The 15,997-nt window shown below is 68.0% G+C and carries 11 protein-coding genes; 8 read left to right on the top strand and 3 right to left on the bottom strand.

What is annotated here, in order from left to right; all coding sequences use genetic code 11:
• The first annotated feature begins 42 nt into the window (after positions 1 to 42).
• The 5 genes from ACQPYM_RS27135 to ACQPYM_RS27115 are packed head-to-tail and all read left to right on the top strand — an operon-like array spanning position 43 to position 10,909.
• Positions 43 to 990 (top strand): ABC transporter permease, encoded by a 948-nt coding sequence (locus tag ACQPYM_RS27135; RefSeq protein WP_433005630.1) that lies wholly within the window; start codon positions 43 to 45, stop codon positions 988 to 990.
• On the top strand, positions 987 to 2,534 hold the full coding sequence (locus tag ACQPYM_RS27130; protein WP_433005627.1) for a sugar ABC transporter ATP-binding protein: 1,548 nt from the start codon (positions 987 to 989) through the stop codon (positions 2,532 to 2,534). Before ACQPYM_RS27135 ends, ACQPYM_RS27130 begins: the two co-directional genes overlap by 4 nt.
• Positions 2,531 to 3,526 carry an ABC transporter permease gene (locus ACQPYM_RS27125; RefSeq protein ID WP_433005624.1) on the top strand — a complete coding sequence of 332 codons (996 nt, stop codon included), beginning with the start codon at positions 2,531 to 2,533 and terminating at the stop codon, positions 3,524 to 3,526. Before ACQPYM_RS27130 ends, ACQPYM_RS27125 begins: the two co-directional genes overlap by 4 nt.
• A 45-nt stretch (positions 3,527 to 3,571) precedes the next feature.
• Positions 3,572 to 5,068, top strand: coding sequence for an aldehyde dehydrogenase family protein (locus tag ACQPYM_RS27120; RefSeq protein ID WP_433005621.1), 1,497 nt, complete (start codon positions 3,572 to 3,574; stop codon positions 5,066 to 5,068).
• A gap of 57 nt (positions 5,069 to 5,125) precedes the next feature.
• Positions 5,126 to 10,909, top strand: a complete 5,784-nt coding sequence (locus ACQPYM_RS27115; protein ID WP_433005618.1) for a LamG-like jellyroll fold domain-containing protein — start codon at positions 5,126 to 5,128, stop codon at positions 10,907 to 10,909.
• A 53-nt stretch (positions 10,910 to 10,962) separates the two neighbouring features.
• On the opposite strand, the gene ACQPYM_RS27110 is transcribed toward ACQPYM_RS27115, so the two are convergent.
• A complete protein-coding gene (locus ACQPYM_RS27110; RefSeq protein WP_433005615.1) occupies positions 10,963 to 11,187 on the bottom strand; it encodes a tautomerase family protein in 225 nt (74 codons plus the stop codon).
• A gap of 115 nt (positions 11,188 to 11,302) precedes the next feature.
• Between ACQPYM_RS27110 and ACQPYM_RS27105 the strand changes: the two genes are divergently transcribed.
• Positions 11,303 to 12,052 (top strand): YcnI family copper-binding membrane protein, encoded by a 750-nt coding sequence (locus tag ACQPYM_RS27105; RefSeq protein ID WP_433005612.1) that lies wholly within the window; start codon positions 11,303 to 11,305, stop codon positions 12,050 to 12,052.
• Positions 12,053 to 12,117: 65 nt separating this feature from the next.
• Entirely contained in the window at positions 12,118 to 13,758 is a 1,641-nt protein-coding gene (locus ACQPYM_RS27100; protein ID WP_433005609.1) for a copper resistance protein CopC, read from the top strand.
• 67 nt (positions 13,759 to 13,825) lie between these two features.
• Here ACQPYM_RS27100 and ACQPYM_RS27095 read toward each other — a convergent pair whose 3' ends face one another.
• Entirely contained in the window at positions 13,826 to 14,467 is a 642-nt protein-coding gene (locus ACQPYM_RS27095; RefSeq protein ID WP_433005606.1) for a carbonic anhydrase, read from the bottom strand.
• Between the two features lie 65 nt (positions 14,468 to 14,532).
• Positions 14,533 to 15,273, bottom strand: a complete 741-nt coding sequence (locus ACQPYM_RS27090; RefSeq protein WP_433005603.1) for a GAF and ANTAR domain-containing protein — start codon at positions 15,271 to 15,273, stop codon at positions 14,533 to 14,535.
• A gap of 184 nt (positions 15,274 to 15,457) precedes the next feature.
• Between ACQPYM_RS27090 and ACQPYM_RS27085 the strand changes: the two genes are divergently transcribed.
• On the top strand, positions 15,458 to 15,955 hold the full coding sequence (locus ACQPYM_RS27085; protein WP_433005600.1) for an Hsp20/alpha crystallin family protein: 498 nt from the start codon (positions 15,458 to 15,460) through the stop codon (positions 15,953 to 15,955).
• Positions 15,956 to 15,997: the final 42 nt, after the last annotated feature.

Genomic DNA, 15,997 nt, shown 5'->3' with positions numbered 1-15,997 from the left:
ACGCGGGTCGCGCCGGCGTCTCGCCCTCAGCCTCGGCGAGGCATGTCGTTGCGGGACGCCGGCCCGCCGGCCGCCCTGGTCGTCATCTTCCTGGTGTTCTCAGGCCTGAGCTCGCAGTTCCGCAGCATCGACAACGTCCAGAACATCCTGGACGCCGCGGCGGTGCTCGCCGTCGTCACCTGCGGCATCACGTTCGTGCTGATGATGGGGTCGATCGACCTCTCGGCGGCCGGCGTGATGGGGGCCTCGGCCCTGACCGTCTCGCTCCTGGTGGCGAACAACCGCAACGACAACGATCTGGGCATCCTCGCGGTCGGCGTCGCAGTACTGGTGGGGGCCGGGTTCGGCTGTGTGAGCGGGCTGGCCCTGGTGTTCCTGAAGGTGCCGTCGTTCATGGCGACGCTGGGGATGTCGGCGGTCGGGCTCGGGGTCGCGACGCTGATGTTCGCCGGCGTTCAGCCGAACATCTCCGACACCATGCTCAAGGGCTGGGCGATCGACCGGTTCCTAGGGTTCTCGCAGCTCACCTGGATCGCCGTGGCCTGCCTGGTGGTGGGATGGCTGATCCAGCGCTACACCCGGCTCGGTCGCTACGCCTTCGCGATCGGCGGCGCCGAGGAGGTCCTCACGCTGTCGGGAGTCAAGGTCCAGCCGTACAAGATCGCGGTCTTCACGCTGGCCGGCGCGTTCTACGGGCTGGGTGGCGTGATGGTGACCAGCCAGCTCGGCGCGGGCCTCGTCCAGGCCGGTGACGGGTACGACTTCTCGGCCATCACGGCAGCGGTCGTCGGCGGCACGCTGCTCACCGGGGGACGGGGTGGCGTCCTGCACTCCGCCGTCGGAGTCCTGCTCGTCGTGGTGCTCACGAACGGTCTCGTCCAGATCGGCGTCAGCCCTTACTGGCAAGGCGGTGTCCAGGGCCTCATCGTCGTGGCCGCGGTGGCCGCGGCAGTCATCCCTCAGCGTCGAAGGAACCAGGTGGTCAAATGAGCGTTCACGTCGACCAGGAGCAGACGACGTCCGCGCCGGCGTTGGAGGTCCGCGGTCTCGTCAAGCACTATCCGGGCGTCAAGGCCCTCGACGGCGTAGACCTGGTGGTGCGCCAGCACGAGGTCCTCGGACTCGCGGGCGAGAACGGCGCGGGCAAGTCCACGCTGCTCAAAGCGCTGGTCGGTCTGGTTCGCCCCGACGCGGGGGAGATCTACGTCCGCGGCGAACCGGTCAAACTGCGCAGCGTCGTCGAGGCCGCCAACCACGGCATCGGGATGGTCTTCCAGGAACAGTCCCTGGTGCCCAACCTGACCGCTGCCGAGAACATCGTGCTCGGCAGCGAAGGGATCGCCGTACGCCGGGGCCTCTACCGCTGGAACGCGATGCGTCGCCTGGCCCAGGAGCAACTGGACAAGATCGGCTCGAGTATCGATCCGCTGGCCCGCACCGACTCGCTCAGCTTCGCCGACCGGCAGATGGTCGAGATCGCGAAGGTGCTGCGAATCGAGGAGCGGAGCCAGCATCCGCCGGTCATCATCCTCGACGAGCCGACCTCGGTGCTGGAGTCGAAGGAGATCGAGACGCTCTTCGAGCAGATTCGCCGGCTGCGCGAGTTCGCCTCGGTCGTTTTCGTCTCGCACCGCCTCGACGAAGTACTGGACGTCTGTGACCGCGTCACCGTACTGCGCGGCGGCCAGTCGGTCGGTGAGGTGGCCACAGCCGGTGCCGTCCCGGGCGAGCTGCACCGGATGATGATCGGGTCCACCGGATCCGACGACCACTACCACGGGAACGTCGCCGCACCGGTCCAGGCCGAGCAGCCCCGATTGTCTGTCCGCGGCCTGTCGGGCAAGTCGTTCCGCGATGTCGACCTCGATGTCGCGGCGGGCGAGATCGTGGCGATCGTCGGCGTCCACGGCTCCGGCCGCGAGGATGTCTGCCGCGCCCTCTTCGGCGCCGAGCCGACCACAGCCGGCGAGATCCTGATGGACGGCAAGAAGCTCGACCTGCCTGGCACCCGAGCCGCGTGTGCCGCCGGCATCGGCTATGTCCCCGCCGAGCGAAAGACCGAGGGCATGGTCGGCCCGATGTCGGTGGCCGAGAACATGACCCTGACCAAGCAGAAAGCCCGGTGCTCGGGACCCCTCGTGGCACCCAAGAAGCAGGCCACCCTGGTGGACAGCTGGATCAGCCGGCTCTCCATCCGTACGCCGGGCCGCGACACCGCCATCCAGCGACTCTCCGGCGGCAACCAGCAGAAGGTGGTCCTTGCCCGCTGGCTGATCGGCGGCGAGATCAAGCTGCTCCTGCTCGACCATCCGACCCGCGGCCTCGACATCGGGGCCCGCTCCGAGGTGTACCGGCTGATGCGCGAGCTCGCCGGGAGCGGCGTTGCCACCGTGCTGCTGGCCGACAGTTTGGAGGAGGCCATCGGGATGGCCGACCGGATTCTGGTGATGAACGACGGACGGGTCGCGGCCGAGGTCGCCTGCCCGAACGGCGGCAAGCCGAGCCCCCTGGACCTCGTGAAAGAGATGGTATGAGCACCCCTGTCACCACGAAGCCGGCCGCCGCGCCCGCCACCGTGAAGGGTGGCCCTGGCCCGGCCCAGCGGCTCACCTCGTACATGCCGCTCATCGCCCTGGCGGTGTTGCTGGCCGCCCTGGCCATCGCCGACCCGGAGTTCCTGACCCAGCGCAGCCTGACCGCGGCGTCCCGGACGGCCGCACCTTTGATCGTGCTCGCCGCGGGGGCGACACTCGTCGTCCTCTGCGGCGGTATCGATCTGTCCATCGCGGCCCTGGCCTCGGTCTCGACCGTCTTCCTGGCTCTGTGGCTGCCGGAACTCGGTGCTCTCGCCACCCCTGCCGTCATCGTGGTCGCGGCGGCGATCGGCGCGCTGCAGGGCGTGGCTCATGTCCTGCTCCGGATACCGTCCTTCATCGTCACGCTGGGCGGGATGAGCATCTTCTCCGCCGTCGCCCTCGTCATCTCCGACGCCGGAACCGTACGCGTCGTGGACGACTCGACGATCGCCTGGCTGGACCTGTACGTCGGCGGCTACGTGCCGATGTCGCTCACCGTCGCGGTCATCGTCGTCGTGCTGATCTCCGTCGTCCTGAAGGTGACCCCGCTGCACAGCTGGATCTCCGCCACCGGCTACTCCGAATCGGCCGCCCGGCTGGCCGGCACGCCGGTCGACCTGGTCAAGATCGGTGCGTTCTGCGTCTCCGGCGCCTGCGCCGGACTCGCCGCGGTGATGCTGGTCTCGCGCCAGTTCAGCGGCAGCCCCACCATGGCCGACAACCTGCTGCTGCCGGCCGTCGCGGCGATCGTCGTCGGCGGCACCGCGATCACCGGCGGACACGGCAGCGTCTGGCGAAGCCTCGCCGGTGCGCTGGTCGTGACCCTGCTCCGGGTCGGCCTGCCGATCGTCGGCGTCCCGTCCGCCTACGAACAGATCCTGTACGGCGCGATCATCGTCGCCGCCGTCGCGCTCACCCTCGACCGCTCCAAGGTCCTGATCATCAAATAGCCGCGCCACCTTTCCCGCAGCCCAACCAACCAATGGAAGGCCACCATGCCCGACGTGAACTCCACCCTGCTGCCCGCTGTCCGCTCATTCCTGTCCTCGCCCAAGCAGTTGCTCATCGACGGTGAATGGGTAGACGCCAAGGACGGCAGGACTTTCGCCACCGTCAACCCCTCCACCGAGGAAGAACTGGTCCAGGTCGCGCACGCGTCAGCAGTCGATGTCGACCGCGCTGTCGTCGCGGCCCGTACTGCGTTCGAGTCGCCTTCGCCGTGGTCGAAGATGACTCCGCGCGACCGCTCCCATCTGCTCTGGCGGATCGGTGACCTGATCGAGGCGCACGCCGACGAGCTGGCGCAACTGGAGGCCCTCGACAACGGCAAGCGCGTCGAGGCCGCCCGCGACGGTGACGTCGCCACCGCCGCCGAGCTGTTCCGGTACTTCGCGGGCTGGGCGACCAAGCTGGAGGGCACGACCATCCCGATGTCCGTGCCCGGCCGTCAGTTCCACGCCTACACCCGGCGCGAGGCGATCGGTGTGGTCGCGGGCATCGTGCCGTGGAACTTCCCGTTGCTGATGGCCTGTTTCAAGATCGTCCCGGCCATCACGGCGGGCAACACGGTCATTCTCAAGCCTGCCGAGCAGACCCCGCTGACCGCGCTTCGCCTTGGTGAACTTCTGCTCGAGGCCGGCGTACCGGCGGGTGTCGTCAACGTCGTACCGGGCTTCGGTGACACCGGCGCCGCGCTGGTCGATCACCACGGTGTCGACAAGGTCGCCTTCACCGGTAGCACCGAGGTCGGCAAGAAGATCGCCGCCGCTGCCTCGGGCAACCTCAAGAAGGTCTCGCTCGAGCTCGGTGGCAAGGCTCCCAACATCATCTTCAACGACGCGGACCTCGACGCTGCGGTCGCGGGTGCGGTGCTCGGTGGTTACTTCAACGAAGGCCAGTGCTGCGTCAACGGCTCGCGCCTCTATGTCCAGCGCGACGTCTTCGACCAGGTCGTGGAGGGCGTGGCCGCGGCCGCGCGTGCCATCAAGGTGGGCGACGGTTTCGACCCGGCCTCGCACATGGGTCCGCTCGTCTCCCAAGAACAGCACGAGAAGGTTCTCGGCTACATCCGCGGGGCAGTCCAGGAGGGTGCTGTTCTCACCGCGGGCAGCGCCGACGCCGTTGGTGATCGCGGCTACTTCGTCGCGCCGACGCTGATCACCTCTGTCACCGAGCAGATGGCCGTGCAGACCGACGAGATCTTCGGTCCGGTCGTGACGGCGGTCCCGTTCGACACCGAGGACGAGGTCGTTGCCGCCGCCAACAACACGGTCTACGGCCTGGCCGCGGGCGTCTGGTCCAAGGACCTCGGTACCGCGCACCGCGTCGGCGGCCGGCTGCGGGCCGGCACGGTCTGGCTCAACACCTGGCACGCCGATGACGTGACCCTGCCACGCGGTGGCTTCAAGCAGTCCGGCTGGGGCCGTGAACTCGGCTCGTTCGGCCTGGACGACTACACCGAACTCAAGACCGTCATCGCCGAACTCCGCTAGCGCCACCGCAGTACCGCCCTACTTTCGCCGCCGTCCAGCCGAACCGAAGGTGCCGCCATGAAAGTGACCAGCAGATCAGCTCCCGTGCCGCTCAGCGCACGCTTCCCCCGATGGTTCGCCCGCTTCGTCGCCGTGTTCGTGGCGCTGGCAGTCGGTCTCGGTGGGGCCATCTCAGCAGACGCCGTACCGGTCAAGGCTGTCGCGCGCTCGGGCGCGGCCGCCTTGGCCGCCGCCGCTGATGGCCAGCTCAACGTGTTGTTGTTCTACAAGCCCAACTTCCACGCCTCGCACGTGCAGGCGCGGCAGGCCATCCGTGACCTGACCACCGAGCTCGGCACGCAGTACAACCAGCCGGTGAACATCCAGGAGACCGAGGACCCGTCGGCCATCACCACCGAGAACCTGGCCACCAAGGATGCGGTGCTCTTCGCGCAGACGGGCGGTGTGCTCTTCAACGCGGCACAGCGCACCGCGCTCGAGGGGTACATCCGTGGTGGTGGCGGTTACCTGGGCTTGCACTACACGGGTTGGTCGGTCGGCGAGAGTGAGCACGACGTCAACCCGTTCTACGCCCGCCTGGTGGGCGCCGTCTCCGAAGGCCACCCCGAGAACCCCGCCATCCGGCCGGGCCGAGTGGTCGTGAAGGACACCGGTCATCCGCTCGTGCAGGGTCTGCAGGCCAGTTTCACCCGCAGCGACGAGTGGTACGACTGGGTCGTCAACCCGGCGCCTCATGTCCGGACGCTGCTCGAGGTCGACGAAACGTCGTACGGGATGGGTCGCCAGGGCTCCTCACACCCGATCACCTGGTGCCAGGAGATCGACGCCGGGCGGTCCTGGTACACCGGCATGGGGCACGAGGGCACGGCGTACGCCGAGGCGCCGATCCGCGCCCAACTGAAGAACGGGATCGCGTACGCCGCCGCGCTGCTGGCCGCGGACTGCTCGCCACCGGTGAAGGACAAGGCCGGTGCGTGGAGCGGTGTCACGCCATGGCCGTTGATGCCGATCAACGTGGCGCTGACCTCGGACGGCAAGGTGCAGTCCTTCGGCAGCGTCGGGGGATGGGGCAACGACACCACGCCGTACGACTGGACCGGCAACAGCTCGATCACGCAGGGCGGCCAGATGGAGGTGGACGTCTGGGACCCGGCGCAGCCGCGCAACCTGACAAACCTCCGCAACGGGATCCTGCCGAACACGACCTATACCGACCTGTTCTGCTCGATGCAGGTGCAGAGTCCGCACAACCACTCCACGATGACGGTCGGCGGTGACGACAATCTGGGCGGCAATGCTCCGAATGACGGCGCCGTCGGCGTCACCAGTTACTCGACCAACAACGGGCTGCAGAACGAAGCGCCGATGAACTTCCCCCGGTGGTACCCGACCGGGACCACGATGCCCAACGGCGACATCGTCGTTCAGGGTGGCAGCCTGCGCGGTGGACCGGGCGGACCCGGTGTGCTCACCCCGGAGATCTACACCCCGGACAACGGCTCGGGCTGGAAGACGCTCGACGGCGCCAAGAGTTCAGCGGCGTACGGCGACGGCGGAGCCGACCACCCGGGCGCTGACGAGAACCGATGGTGGTACCCGCGGGCGTTCGTCGCGCCGGGCAGCGGCAACCTGTTCAACATCAGCGGAACGCAGATGTTCGAGCTCAACCCGCAGGGCAACAACGGTGAGGGACGGCTGACCCTGCGGGGCACACTGCCGGCCGGTATCGCCAACCAGGGCACGAACGGCAACCCCGTGGGCGCGACGTCCACAGCCACGATGTACCGCCCCGGCAAGATCCTCCAGGTCGGAGGCGGCTGGTGGGGTAACGGTGGCGGTCCCGACGGTGCTCGGGCCGGCTTCACGGTCGACATCACCGGTGGCACGGCCAGCCCGGTCATCGCGGCCACCGAGCCGATGAAGCACCAGCGCCACTGGGCGACCTCGACAGTTCTCCCCGACGGCGACGTCCTGGTGACCGGCGGCGGCCGGGAGAACAACGGCAACGGTGGCTACGCCACGACCGCCGAGATCTGGGACCCCGAGACTGGTAAGTGGACCGAGGTCGCCGTGCCGCACGAGCACGCCAGGCTCTACCACTCGACCGCCCTGCTACTGCCAGACGGTCGGGTGATGATCGGCGGCGGCGGCGCTCCCGGACCGCGGAACTACACGGACGTGGAGTACTACTCCCCGTCGTACCTTTTCGACGGCGACCAGCCCGCGGTCCGGCCGGTGATCAGCAACGCGCCCGAGAAGATCGGCTACAACGGCGACTTCCAGATCACCGCGTCCGGTCCGGTCTCGCGGGTCACGCTGGTCCGCAACGGGTCGGTGACGCACGGCTTCAACAACGACCAGAACTTCCAGGATCTCCAGTTCAGCCAGGCCGGTGGAACGGTGAACATCACCTCGCCGGTCGACGGCACGTTCGCACCTCCCGGTGCCTACATGCTGTTCGTCTTCGACGCCGACGGCACCCCGTCGGTGGCGAAGATCGTGGACATCGACCCCAAGGTGACGATGGACCAGCGGACCCCCCAGGTCGTCGACCAGTTCGAGTACCCGCGGCTGCCCACCGACTGGCGGGGCGCCAACCCGGCCCCGGTCGTCGATGTTGCCCCGGGCAACGCTCGGATGACTCCGTGGACCGTCAAGAGCCAGGTCCAGCTAGTCCGCGGTACCGCTACCGGTCAGGGTGGCCTGGGCCTCACCGGCTACCACCTCGGCCTGGGCAGTTCAGGGAGTCTCGAACGCACCCTCAAGGGACTCGACCCGGGGCGGCAGTACCGGATTTCGCTGCGCTACGCACGGGACAGCCGATCGGCTGCCGGGGCTGGTACGGCAACGGCCGCACTGTCACTCGCTGACCTGAACACCACGCTCACGGCCACGACTGACCTCCCGTCAACAGGGGCCTTCGGCACCTATGTAGGTACCTTCACCGCGGCGGCCCGTTCGCAGACGCTCAGCCTGCGGGCGCCGGGAACCGGCGCCGGCCTGATGATCGACAACCTCGTGATCATCGGCACGGACCCGGGCGCCTCCGACGTCCCCATTCACTATGAGTTCGAGGAAGGGCAGGGTACGACGGCGGCCAACACCGGCGACGCCGCCGGGATCGGTGCCGCGACTTTGACCGGTACCACCGGCTGGTCCGACAGCGGTGTCTTCGGCAAGGCGATCAACCTGCCGGGTGGCAGCAACGCCAATGCGGTGGACCTGCCGGACAACCTGCTCCAGGGTGCGGCGGACTTCACTACCGCATTTTGGGTGCGTCCGGATGCAGCGGGCAACTGGATCGGTCTGGTCCATCTCGGCGACGGACTCGGCGACGCCGGAAGCTTCTTCCAGATCCAGATGCAGACCCAGGCGGCCGGGAACACCGGGCTCGCGGCGACCTTCAAGGCGAAGGGCAATGCCCTGCAGGAGCGGGTCTACGCCAGTCCGGTCAAGGATGTGGCCGTCAACCAGTGGAACCACGTGGCCTTCACTCGGCAGGGCCAGGTCGGCACGCTCTACCTCAACGGTGTGGCGATCGCGACCCGGAACGACCTGACGATCGACATGACCGACATCGGTCCGACCGCCAACAACTGGCTGGGCCGCAACGGGTTCCCGGACCCGGCGTACGACGGTCTGATGGACGACGTCCGGCTCTACACGTCCACGCTGACCGCGGCAGACGTGGCTGCGATGTACGCCGCTGGTTCGGCCTTGCGCACGACCACGACGGTCAAGGTCGAGCCGGTCTCGCCCTCGCCGTTCGCCCAGCCGGTGACGGTCTCGGCGGTCATCGCCGACGAGGCTGCGGCGAAGGCCAAGGGGACTGCACAGCTGTGGGTCGACGGTTCCAGCGTCGGCTCGACGGTGGACGTGGTCGAGGGAGCAGTGTCGTTCCCCGCACTCACGTTGTCGCCGGGAGCGCACGAGGTCGAGGTCCGATTCCTTGCGGCCGAAGGGTGGCGAGACTCGTCGGGCAAGGTGACTCACACGGTTGAGCGACCACCGCCGGGCGTGGGTGTCCCGGTCCACTACACCTTCGACGAAGGACAGGGCACCACTGCCGCCAACTCGGGCAACGACACCTCGATCGGCGCTGCGTCCCTGCAGGGTGCGACGGGCTGGGCTGCCGGCCGATTCGGCAACGCGGTCTCGCTGCCGGGTGGAGCCGCGAGCACGGGCAACCAGGTCCGGCTCCCGGACAACATCGAGGCAGGCATGGACGAGGAGTTCACCGTGTCGTTGTGGGCGCGTCCGGACGCGCTGCCGAACTGGGTGCCGCTGGTCCAGATCGGCAGTAGTACGGACACGTTCTTCTTGCTGCAGTCGTCCACGCAGGCTGCCGGGGCCACTGGGTTCGCCGCGACGTTCAAGGCGCCCGGCAACCCGACCCAGGAACGTCTGACGCTCGGTGCGGGCAACGACCTGGCACTCAACGCGTGGACACACGTCGTGTTCACGATGAGTGGCTCGACCGGGAAGATCTACTTCAACGGGCAGTTGCAGGCCACCCGCACCGACTTCACGGTCGGCATCGGTGACGTCGGCGTCGGGGGCAACACCACGACCAACCTCATCGGGGGGACCAGCTGGCCGGACCCGAGGTTCGACGGTCTGGTCGACGACTTCCGGCTGTACGGCTACGAGCTCACGGCCGAGCAGGTCGCCGAACTCCATGCGGGTCCGGCGGCGAACGTCGCTCCGGTCGGTGCGGCTGACGCCTATGGCACGGTGGAGGACAAGCCGCTCACTGTTGCGGCACCTGGTGTGCTTGCCAATGACACCGACGCCGATGGCGACCCGCTGACCGCGGGCGGTGTGACTCAGCCGGCCAACGGAACCGTCGTACTGGCGGCCAATGGGTCCTTCACCTACTCGCCCAAGGCTGGGTTCTCGGGGACGGACACCTTCACCTACACGGCCTTCGACGGAACCGTTTCCTCGGCGAAGACGACGGTGACCATCACTGTGGAGCCGGGTGAGGAGCCGCCGGACAACATCGCGCCGATCGCCGGCGAGGATGCTTACGACGCCATCGAGGGCGAGCCCCTCGTACTGCCGGCGCCCGGCGTCCTGGCGAACGACATGGACGGCGACGGTGACGTCCTCACGACCACCGGGGTGACCCAACCCATCAATGGCACGGTGGCGCTGGCTGCCAACGGGTCGTTCACCTATACGCCCGACGCCGGCTTCGTCGGCAAGGACGTCTTCACCTATCGGGCCAACGACGGGAAGGACGTCTCGGCCGCCACGAAGGTGACCATCACGGTGAAGGGCGGGCCGGCGACCACAGCCGTGGCCGGTGTTGCGCTGCCGTTTACCTACGGGGCGACTGGCACTGTGTCGGTGGCGGTCTCTCCGGCGGAGGCAACCGGGAAGGTCGACTTGTTGCACGGGGCAACCGTTCTCGCGACGGCCACCATCGCCAACGGGAAGGGGACATTGGTGCTACCCGCCAAGGCGCTCCTGCCGGGTTCCCATGACCTGACCCTGCGGTACGGCGGGGACGCTGCGCACCAGCCCTCGTCGTCCACGGTGGAAGTGGTTGTGGCGAAGGTGGTGCCGGTCATGGAGGTCAGCGCGACGAAGCTGTCCGGCAACCGGGCGCTGATCTCGGTCCAGTTGTCGGCCGCCGGCGGCGTACCGGTGACCGGTGAGGTCAGGGTGAGGATCGATGGGGGAGCGACGCTCGTCGACACGGTCAGCGACGGTCGGGCGGAGTTCGAGTGGCCCAGAATCCCCAAGGGCGGTCAGTTGACCGTGGCGGCGGCGTACCTCGGCAATGAGTTGGTCGAAGCGGCGAACGTGGAGCGCACGGTCAAGGTCGGCAGGTAACGCGACACCACGGGCCCGGGGAAATGCCCGGGCCCGTGGTGGAGTGCTACTGATCAGCTCTTGTTCAGCGCGGCCACCACCCCGGCGCGGCTCTCGTCCTCGCTGGCGAGCACGCCGCCGTTGGCCACGATGTCCGGCGTGATCTCACTGAAGACCATCCGGACGTCCTGGCGCCGGGCGCCGAGGATCTCGACCGCACTGTCGGCCACGGCCTGGGCGAAGGCCCGGCGCTGTTCTACGGTCCGGCCGGCGAGCAGTTCGACGGTGATGTTGGGCATGGTGGCCCTTTCTGCTGAGGTCGTCCACATGGGCGATCAAGATTCAAAGATGTGAACGCTACGGTACCGCGTTGTTTCGAGCCGTCGCAACGATGACCAAGAACGAGGAGCAGACATGTGGCGCGATGATGGGGACTTGAACCCGGCCGACCGGCCCGCTCGCCGGCAGGCTCGGACGTGGCTGGGGCGCGTCGTACCGGTCGGCGCTCTCGCGCTGGCCGGTTTGGCCGGCGCTGCCCTGCCGGCGAGCGCCCACGTCATCGTCACGCCGTCCACGACGGTGGCCGGCGCGCACGCCCTCCTCGAGTTCAGCGTCGGGCACGGCTGCAAAGATTCGCCGACCAGCAAGATCACCATTCAAATACCGGTGGGGATCAACTCGGTGACTCCGACCCGGACGGCGCTGTGGACGGTGGAGAAGAAGCTGGAGAAACTCGACCCGGCGGTGGTTGATGCCCACGGCAACAAGATTGTCGAGCGGGTGGCCTCGGTGACGTTCAGCACCGACACTCCGCTCCCGGACGGCCAGCGCGACGTCTTCGAGCTTGCGGTGCAACTGCCCGACGCCGAAGGCACCAACCTCGTGTTCCCGACCATCCAGACCTGCCAGGTCGGCGAGTCCGCCTGGATCGAGGTCCCACAAAACGGCCAGACCATCAAGGACCTCGCGCTGCCCGCTCCGGCTCTCGTCATCTCCAAGGCAGCCGACGACGGTCACCACGCCGGCACTAGCTCTGCCGAGACAGCCGCACCAACGCCGTCATCAAACGATGACGGGCTCCTGACCTACGCCGCCCTGGCAGCCGCCCTCCTCGCCACCGCCCTGGCCACCACAGCCCTCCTCCGCCAGCGCCGCCCGACATGACCGCGCCCTACCTCCGTCCCCGACCGGCGCAACGACTGGCGGCGGACGTCCTCTTGGTCTTGGCGTTGGCTGTTGCAACGCTGTTCGGGCTTGCCCAGCCGGCGAGTGCGCACGCCAATCTCGTCAGCACCGATCCGGGTGAAGGTGCGGTCCTGCAGGTCGCGCCCCAGCAGATCCGGTTCACGTTCGACGAGGCCGTGCGCGGCGTACCGGACGGTGTTCAGGTCTTCGATTCCAGTGGTGGGCCGGTCGAAGCAAGCGCCACCGTCAGCGGACTTGAGCTCAAGGTCGCTCCGTCCAAGCCACTGGGCAACGGCACCACGGTGATCGTCTGGCGGGTCGTCTCCGAGGACGGACACCCCATCGGCGGCTCGCTCACCTTCTCCGTCGGCGCACCCACCGCCGGCGCCACTCCACCTCCGAGCGACCCGGCCGGTACTGCGGAAGCCCCCTGGGCGCTGACCTTGGCCCGGTGGCTGGGCTACCTCGCCCTCCTCCTTGCTGCCGGACTCGTAGCGTTCGCCGTACTGTTCCTACCCGCAGACCAGCAGGTCAATGGCGCCCGACGCCGTCTCGCCGTCGCTGCGCGTGCCGCCGCAGTTGTCGCGACCGTGGCATGGCTGGCAGCACTTCCGCTTACAGCGATCTACCTACTCGACGGCGGCCTGACCTTACTCACCCGCGGCAGCACCTGGTCCTCACTACCACTGACCGAGTACGCCGTACCTGCAATCGTCGTCACCAGCTTGGTGCTGGCGGTAGCCCTACTCGGTCGCGGCCTGCCGCCACTCAGGGAGCCCGCCGATGGCCGGCCACCCCTCGCAGCGGCAGTCGCAGCCGCGGTCGCGGTCGCTGCACCCGCACTGACCGGGCACACCCGCGCGGCGAGCCCAGAGATCCTCGTTGTAGGCGTGGACATGCTGCACCTATTGGCAGGCAGCATCTGGCTCGGTGGGCTCGCAGCCCTGGCACTGACCTTGCCCGACCTCTCGGGCCGCGGCGCCGTTGCGGCCGAGGTGCTCACCCGATTCTCCACCGCAGCGGCCGGCGTGCTCGCCGCACTGGTCGCCGCCGGCTTCGTGCTGGCCTGGCGGATCCTTGGCGCCTGGGCCCCTCTGCTCGACACGACCTACGGACAACTGCTCCTGGTCAAGATCGCCATCGTACTGCTCGCCATCGCGATCGCGTCCTGGAACAGATGGTCGCTCCTCCCACGACTCAAGCGAGCCACCAAGCAGCAAGACCGGCGGGCGCGCTCCCGACCAGTACTACGCGCCACCGCGATCGAGGGTCTGGTCCTCGCCATCGCCCTACTCGTCACCGGCTTCCTCGTCGACAAGAGCCCCGAGGGCGATCCCGCGCCGGTGAGTACGGTAGCCAAGACCGAGCCCGGCACCCGCAGTACGACGCTGGGCGAGATCCAGGTACAGGCCACACTCACACCACTCAGCCGGGGCCCCAACACCGTCACCATCAAGCTGACCACGGCGACCGGCGAACCCACCGAGGGCGTCGCGCCGCCCTTGGTACGCCTGTCCTCCGACCAGGTGGCTCTGGGCGAACTCCCGCTGAAGCAAGTCTCACCCGGCGTCTACACGGCACCAGTCGTCCTACCGGCCCCCGGAGCCTGGCGAATGCAGATCTCACTCCGGGTCAGCCAGTTCACCAACCCCGTAGGCGAACTGGAGTTCATCACCAAAGGCTGAAGCCCGTCTCCGTGGGCTCCTGGCCCCAGATCTGCACTGGCTGGCGGTGCGCCCGGCCGTCCAGTGATCACGGTGCGGCGCTAGCGGGGACCTCGAGGCCGTGGGCAGCTACCAGGTGGGCGCTGCCGTCGGCCAGGCGGTAGCAGAGGCCGACGACGGCGGTCTGGCCGGTTTCGACGCGTTCGGCGAGGGCTCGGGAGCGGTCCAGGAGCAGGTCGACCGTGTGCTTCACGTGTTCGGCCAGGATCTGGTCGGGCTCTGTGTGGCCGGCGGCCCGCGCCGCGAGCACGCTGGGGGTGACCCGCTCGATGACGTCGCGGATGTAGCCGGTCGGCGGTACACCTTCCTCCAGTGCGGTGCACGCCGCGGCCACCGCTCCGCACGAATCGTGGCCGAGGACAACTACCAGTGGGCAGTTCAGGACGTCCGCGCCGTACTCGATGCTGCCCAGCACCTCTGCGCCGATCACCTGACCTGCCGTGCGTACGACGAACAGGTCACCCAGCCCCCGATCGAAGATGATCTCGGCGGCCAGCCGCGAGTCGGAGCAACCGAACAGTACGGCGAACGGACGCTGGCCCGGCGCGATCTCGGCTCGGCGTACCGCGTCCTGGTTCGGGTGTTCGGGGCCTCCGGCAACGAAACGCCGGTTGCCCGCGAGCAGCAACTCGAAGGCTTCCTGGGGCGTCGGCGACTCGATCTCGGCCATGCCCGCAGCTTAGATCAGGCCTGGCATTCCCGTGCCCGGTACTCCGGCTGACGGCGATCCAGGTCTCAGACGGACGGCAGTTTGCGGTCGGCGATGAGTTGGGCGGCGACGTCGCGGAGTTTGGTGTTGGTGTCCTGGGAGTGGCGCTTGAGTACTTCGAAGGCGTGGTCGCCGTCGATGTCGAAGCGTTCCATCAGGATGCCCATCGCCTGGCCGACCAGTTTTCGTGCGTCGACCGCCCGCGCCAGGGATTCCTCCTGGCGGGCGGTGGCCACGGCGACTGATGCGTGCCGAGCCAGAATGTGTGCGATCGCTTCATCGTCGGTACTGAAGCCGTCACGCTCGGTGCTGTAGAGGCCGAGTACGCCGACCGTGCCGTTGCCGGTGGCCAGTGGTACGTCCAGCACGCTGCGTACGCCGAGCGACAGCACCTTGGCCGCCCAGTCCGGCCAGCGTTGCTCGGCGGTGGTGTCGCGGATCAGGAGGGTGCTGTGGTCGCGCATCGATGCGACCAGGGGTCCGTCGCCGGCCGCCATCTGGAACTGGAAGATCTCGGCGACGACGGGATCGGTCGCCGCGGGAACCTCCGGTTGACCGCGGACCGCGAGCGCCACGCCGGCGTAGGAGCACCCCAGGGCGTCCAGGGCGAACTCGACTACGGCTTCAACGGTTTCTTCGACACCGTCGGAGTCGTGGAACTCGACAGCGAGCCGGGCGAAGGTGGCCGCGGGTTCGTTCGCTGTGCCGTCGAGTGCGAGCTTGCTGGGCTCGGCCCGCTCGGTGCTGTCCTGATCGACACGATCCATGTGGGCAATGATGCCGCAGGCGGCGAGGGCCGAAACGGAACCGGGGGAGCGAGTCTCAGAGGGGGACTTGCCTCACCAGGATGTCATCGGTACGATGACAAGTGAGAATGTCATCGGATGGATGACGGTTGTATTCTGTAGGAGAGATTGGATCGCAAGACTCACGTGCTGGAGGTGAGTAGCAATGGAACTTCCCGTTCGCCGACGTAATCATGAGAAGTCCGGCGGTAACGGCGCCCAGCCGGTGCGGTGGCTGCCGACGGATCCGTTCGCTGACCTCGAGGACATCTATCGGCGGATGGACCAGATGATGCGTTCCTTCGCCACGGTGGACCGCGGCCAGTGGCCGGCCTTCGGAGTGGACATCGAGGAGACCGACGACAGCTACCTCGTCGAGATCGATCTGCCTGGCGTCTCACCCAGTGATGTCAGCCTGGAATGGGGCAACCGGGAGCTCACGGTTCACGGTGAGATCAAGGAGCGCGAGCGCAAGGGCTTCCTGCGCAAGCAGACCCGCCGGGTCGGACAGTTCCACCACTCGGTGACCCTGCCGGGCGAGGTGGACGGTGATGGCATCACCGCGTCGCTGGAGGACGGCGTACTGGTGATCCGGGCCCCGAAGGCCGCGAGCGCCAGGTCCCGCCGGATCCAGATCGGGACTCGTCAACACAGTGAGGACTGAGGAACTGTTGGAGGTGAGAGACGACGCTGGTTCGGACTGATC

The organism is Kribbella sp. CA-294648, from assembly GCF_050943845.1.
In the GTDB taxonomy this organism is placed as follows: domain Bacteria; phylum Actinomycetota; class Actinomycetes; order Propionibacteriales; family Kribbellaceae; genus Kribbella.
This window is presented reverse-complemented; position numbering and strand designations above follow the sequence as displayed.